Here is a 4,599-nt window from a genome sequence, read left to right on the forward strand (position 1 = left end):
TCCATGAGCGCGCCCGAGTTCACGTGCGTCTGCCCGAGGACCGGCCAGCCGGACTTCGCCACGATCCGGATCCGCTACGTGCCCGACCAGCACCTGGTGGAGCTCAAGTCGCTGAAGCTCTACCTGTGGTCGTATCGAGACGAGGGCGCCTTCCACGAGGACGTGACCAACCGCATCCTCAACGACTTCGTGGCGGCGGCCCGGCCTCGCTGGGCCGAAGTGGTGGGCGACTTCAACGTGCGGGGCGGCATCAAGACCGAAGTCCGGGCGACTCACGGCAAGCGCCCGGAGATGTAGCGGGCTGTTCGAGCGCCGGCTTTGCCGGCGCAATCTTTCCTGGGGGAGGCCTCGGAGGGGGCCGCCGAGGCCCCCTCCGATTAAAGCAGCGCGCGCAGCAACACGCCGACCAGACCCGTGCGCGAGGCCAGCGTGACGATGACCTCGGCGTGCCAGTTGAACCGAGCGGTACCCCGGATGATGGCTTGCACGTCGTCCTGGGCCAGCGCGTCGAGCAGGAGGTCGATCCCCTCGTCATCCAGCCGGCTGACGATGTCCCTGACCCAGCCGGACACCCGCAGCTCCTGGCCGAGCCGCTCCTGCCACCGCCGCTCGTAGCGGCGCAGGCCGCCGGCATCGAGCCGCCCCTCCTGGAGCGCCTCCACGAGGGTCTCGGCCGCCAGCGAGGCGCTGAGCAGGCTGTAGAAGATGCCTCCCCCCGTGGTGGGTTTGGTGAAGCCGGCCGCGTCCCCGACGACCAGGACGCGGTCGCCATACGTCCGCTCGATGCGCGTGAGCGGCAGCAGGCGGCGCAGCATGCCCGCCGGCTCGTCCCGCAGGCGGCGGCCGACTTCAGGTCGGGCGAGCAGGCGCTCGAGCGCCGTGCCGGCGTCGGCGTTGGCCATGACACCGACCTTGACCCGCTCGCGGCCCCCTCGCCTGACCGGCACCACCCAGCCGAAGCCGTCAGGCGCGACAGCCCGGCCGAAGAAGATATCGACGTGATCCTCGCCGCCGGCCTCGACCTCGAGCTGCGCTGTCTGCACGAGCTGTGCGGGCACACCGAGCCCCAGGTCGCGCTGCAAACGGTACGACACCCCGCAGGCCAGCACGCAGGCTCGAGCCCTCACCCGGGCCGGGCCCGCCGTCAGCTGCACGCCGGCGCTGTCCACCAGCACCTCGGTGACCCGGGTGGCGGAGCGGATGACCGCGCCGGCGTCGGTCGCCCGCTGAGCGAGCATGGCGTCGAAGACGCCTCGATCGATGGCCAGGATCTGATCGCGCGGGCCGCCGTCCCAGGAGAGCTCGTGGGCGACGCCGCCGGGCCCGTGCAGGCGCGCACGGCTCAGGCGGTTGAGGATCGCCTCGTCGGGAATCTTGGCGAAGTCGGCCGTCTCGAGCGAGACGATGCCCGTGCAGTGGGTGGGCTCGCCGACGGCAGGGTGCTCCTCGAAGAGGATGACATCGAGGCCGGCTTCAGCGCAGCGCTCGGCGACGAGCAGCCCGGCAGGGCCGCCGCCCACGATGGCGACGTCCATCGCCCGGCATTATAGGAAACGTCCCCGCTCCGGCGAAGCTTTTGCGGTGGCCGGATCAGAGCTTGGGGCCGCGATGCTCCCACTTGCCCCGCGCCGTGATCCAGAAGGACAGCGCGAGGAGCTTGAGATCGAGGGCCAGGCTCCGGCGGCGGATGTAGAGGAGGTCGTACTTGAACTTGTAGCGGCGCGGAATGTCCCGGTCGGCGTAGATCTGGGCCAGGCCGGTCAGCCCCGGCGCCACGGCGTGACGCTCACGATACCCCGCCACCGCCTCGATCGGCACCGTGCCGCCGTGGCCGTTCACCTCGATCTCGGCCGGCATGAGCGCGCGCGGCCCGACGAAGCTCATGTCGCCGCGCGCGATGTTCCAGAGCTGCGGCAGCTCGTCCATCGCGGTGGCGCGCAGCCATCGTCCCACCCGCGTCACCCGCGCATCGACGGCCGCGGCCTGGCGGGGGCCGAAGCGCTCGGCGTCGACGACCATCGAGCGGAACTTGAGGCTGCGGAACCGGTGCCCGCCCCGGCCCACGCGCTCCTGCGCGTAGAAGACGGGCCCGCCGTCGTCGAGCTTGATGAGCAGCGGGATCAGGACCCAGAGCGGAGACGAGAGCACGAGCCCGAGGCTGGCCAGCGCCAGGTCGAGCCCGCGCTTGAGCATCTCAGGCGCTGACGCTCTCGCCGTCGCAGCGCGCGAGCAGGGCGCGGACCTTGGGCTCGAGGACCTGGCGCAGCTCGCGCTCGCTGGCGACGACGCGGTCTTCCACCTGCAGGACGACGACCTTGTCGGCGTGATGTGGCCAGTGCGTGGCGATGACGCCCAGGTGCCGGGGCTCCATGACGGCCACCAGGTGGGCCCAGGCGAGCTCCCGTGTCGTCAGCCGTCGCGGCGCGTGCGGGGCGGTGCCGACGGCGCGCGCCTCGTGACGCCCGGCCTTGCCCTGCAGCTCCCGAAAGAGCATCGCCGCCGTCGGGCTGCGCGCCAGGTTCTCGGTACAGACGAAGAGCACGTTCATTTCGCCCAACTTACCAAACTTTGGGTGGTCCGCGCCGCCGCCCTGTTAGGCTGCCGGAAAGGGAGGTCGTATGTTGCGGACAATCCTGCTCGTTAGCGCGTTCGTCCTACTCGCTCCCGGCCTGGCCCTGGCCCAGCTGGTCGAGCTGGAGGGCCGTTACTGGTTCACGAGCCTCGACGCCCGGGTCCGGGTCGACAGCGACTCGCTGTCGGGGACGAACGTCGACTTCAAGGACGATCTGGGAATCGACGACGATGATGCGCCGGGGGTTCGCCTGACCTTCGGCCTGCCCCTCAACAACAAGATCCGCCTCGCCTACACCTTCCTGAAGTTCGACAGCAACACCACGCTGGACCAGACGATCAACTTCAACGGCTCGACGTTCGGCGCGGGCACCCAGGTCGGGAGCGACCTCGAGATCCACTACGGCCGGCTGGGCTGGATCTGGCAGCCGATCGCCATCCCCGGAATCTTGAAGCTCGGTCCGATGGTCGACCTCAAGGGCGTGGTGATCGACGCCAACATCGAGACCCGCAACGTCACCCCCTCGACCGAGGAAGGCAAGGAGCTCGGCCTCATCCTGCCCACCATCGGCGCGGCCCTGGACTTCACCGCGATTCCGAAGGTGGATCTCTTCGCGGAGATCTCCGGCCTGCCGGCCGGTAGCCTCGGTCACGTGCTGGACGCCGAAGCCGGCATCCGCATCAACCCGCTGCCCTTCTTCACGATCTCGGCCGGCTACCGGATCTTCGACGTGAAGATCGAGCACAGCGACGACTCGGCGAAGGCCCGGCTCCACGGCCCGTTCGTGGGAGCCTCCGTCCGCTTCTAGCCCCTCGCGCTAGGGGCGGAGCCGATCTTCTAGCTCTTCGAGCCGTGCCTGGAGCGCGATGACCTGCCGCTTCAGCTCGTCGACGCTCCGCTCCAGGATCTCTCGTCGCTCCTGCTCGGTGCCGAGCCGGGCTTCGATCCGCCGCAACCCCTGCAGGATCGCCTGGTACTCCTGCTCCAGGCGATCGAGGCGGAGGTAGAGCTGGTCGAAGTGCCCGAGGATGTCGCGCAACTGAGCCTCGATCGCGTCGAACCGGGCAGCGACGCCGCGCTCCAGGGTGTCGAAGCGGCGATCGAACCCGACGAAGCGCTGGTCGATCCCGACGAAGTGCTGGTCGATCCCGGCGAAGCGCGCGTCGATCGCGTCGAAGCGCGCGTCGATCCCGGCGAACTGCCGGCCGAGAAACTCCACCAACTGCTGATACTCGCTATTCGTCATCGCCACGCCCCGCCGCAGCGGGGTGACCCACTCGTAGCTCATCCGAACGCGGGATTCAAGTGCCTCGAAAAGGATCCGCGTCACTTGACGACGAGGACGCCACGCTGGCCGTGACCCGGACTCCAAGCCTGAGCACTCTCCTGCGTGCTATCGTACGCGCCATGGACTATCGCCCGCTCGGCAAGACCGGTCTGCAAGTCTCGGCGCTGGGCTTCGGCTGCGGCAACGTCGGCGGCCTCATGGTGCGCGGCACGCCCCCCGAGCGCGAGAGCGCCGTGGCCCGCGCGCTCGAGCTCGGCATCAATTACTTCGACACCGCGCCCGCCTACGGCGACGGCCAGTCGGAGCGCCATCTCGGCCAGGTCCTGCGCGCTCTCAAGCCCGACGTCTACGTCGGCACCAAGTTCCGCCTCCAGGCTGCCGATCTCTCGGACATCCGCGGAGCCGTCGCCCGCTCGCTGGAAGCCAGTCTGGGCCGCCTGGGGCTGGAGCGTGTGGACCTGCTCCAGCTCCACAATCCGGTCGGCAGCGGGGGGCGGCCCGGCGGCCTCGAGACGCAGCGGGTGATCGGCGAGGTCTTGCCCGCCGTGGACGCGCTCCGACGCCAGGGCAAGGTGCGCTTCGTCGGCATGACGGCGCTCGGGGACACGCCGGCGCTCCACCAGGTCTTCGACTCAGGGGGCGTCGACACCGCGCAGGTCTGCTACAACTTGTTGAATCCCAGCGCCGGGATGGAGCTGCCGCCAGGCTTTCCCGCCCAGGATTTCGGCCGATTGCTCTC

At 69.7% G+C, this 4,599-nt stretch carries 7 protein-coding genes; 3 read left to right on the forward strand and 4 right to left on the reverse strand.

From position 1 onward, the window contains the following. On the forward strand, positions 1 to 297 hold a 297-nt coding region (queF, locus tag VFR64_08245; GenBank protein HET9489727.1), incomplete at its 5' end, for a preQ(1) synthase. Between the two features lie 80 nt (positions 298 to 377). On the opposite strand, the gene VFR64_08250 is transcribed toward queF, so the two are convergent. Genes VFR64_08250 through VFR64_08260 form a run of 3 tightly spaced genes read right to left on the reverse strand, consistent with a single transcriptional unit; the run spans position 378 to position 2,548 of the window. Next, positions 378 to 1,535, reverse strand: coding sequence for an NAD(P)/FAD-dependent oxidoreductase (locus VFR64_08250; GenBank protein ID HET9489728.1), 1,158 nt, complete (start codon positions 1,533 to 1,535; stop codon positions 378 to 380). A 55-nt stretch (positions 1,536 to 1,590) separates the two neighbouring features. Then, positions 1,591 to 2,193, reverse strand: coding sequence for a sugar transferase (locus tag VFR64_08255; GenBank protein ID HET9489729.1), 603 nt, complete (start codon positions 2,191 to 2,193; stop codon positions 1,591 to 1,593). A gap of 1 nt (position 2,194) precedes the next feature. Beyond that, positions 2,195 to 2,548, reverse strand: coding sequence for a hypothetical protein (locus tag VFR64_08260; GenBank protein HET9489730.1), 354 nt, complete (start codon positions 2,546 to 2,548; stop codon positions 2,195 to 2,197). A gap of 70 nt (positions 2,549 to 2,618) precedes the next feature. On the opposite strand from VFR64_08260, the gene VFR64_08265 reads away from it, so the two are divergent. Continuing rightward, a complete protein-coding gene (locus tag VFR64_08265; GenBank protein ID HET9489731.1) occupies positions 2,619 to 3,380 on the forward strand; it encodes a hypothetical protein in 762 nt (253 codons plus the stop codon). Between the two features lie 9 nt (positions 3,381 to 3,389). On the opposite strand, the gene VFR64_08270 is transcribed toward VFR64_08265, so the two are convergent. Continuing rightward, positions 3,390 to 3,860: a hypothetical protein gene (locus VFR64_08270; protein ID HET9489732.1), complete on the reverse strand. Its 471-nt coding sequence runs from the start codon at positions 3,858 to 3,860 to the stop codon at positions 3,390 to 3,392. A 119-nt stretch (positions 3,861 to 3,979) separates the two neighbouring features. Here VFR64_08270 and VFR64_08275 point away from each other — a divergent pair. Next, the coding region (locus VFR64_08275; protein HET9489733.1) for an aldo/keto reductase at positions 3,980 to 4,599 on the forward strand (620 nt) is incomplete at its 3' end.

The organism is Candidatus Methylomirabilota bacterium, from assembly GCA_035709005.1.
Taxonomy (GTDB): Bacteria; Methylomirabilota; Methylomirabilia; order Rokubacteriales; family CSP1-6; genus 40CM-4-69-5.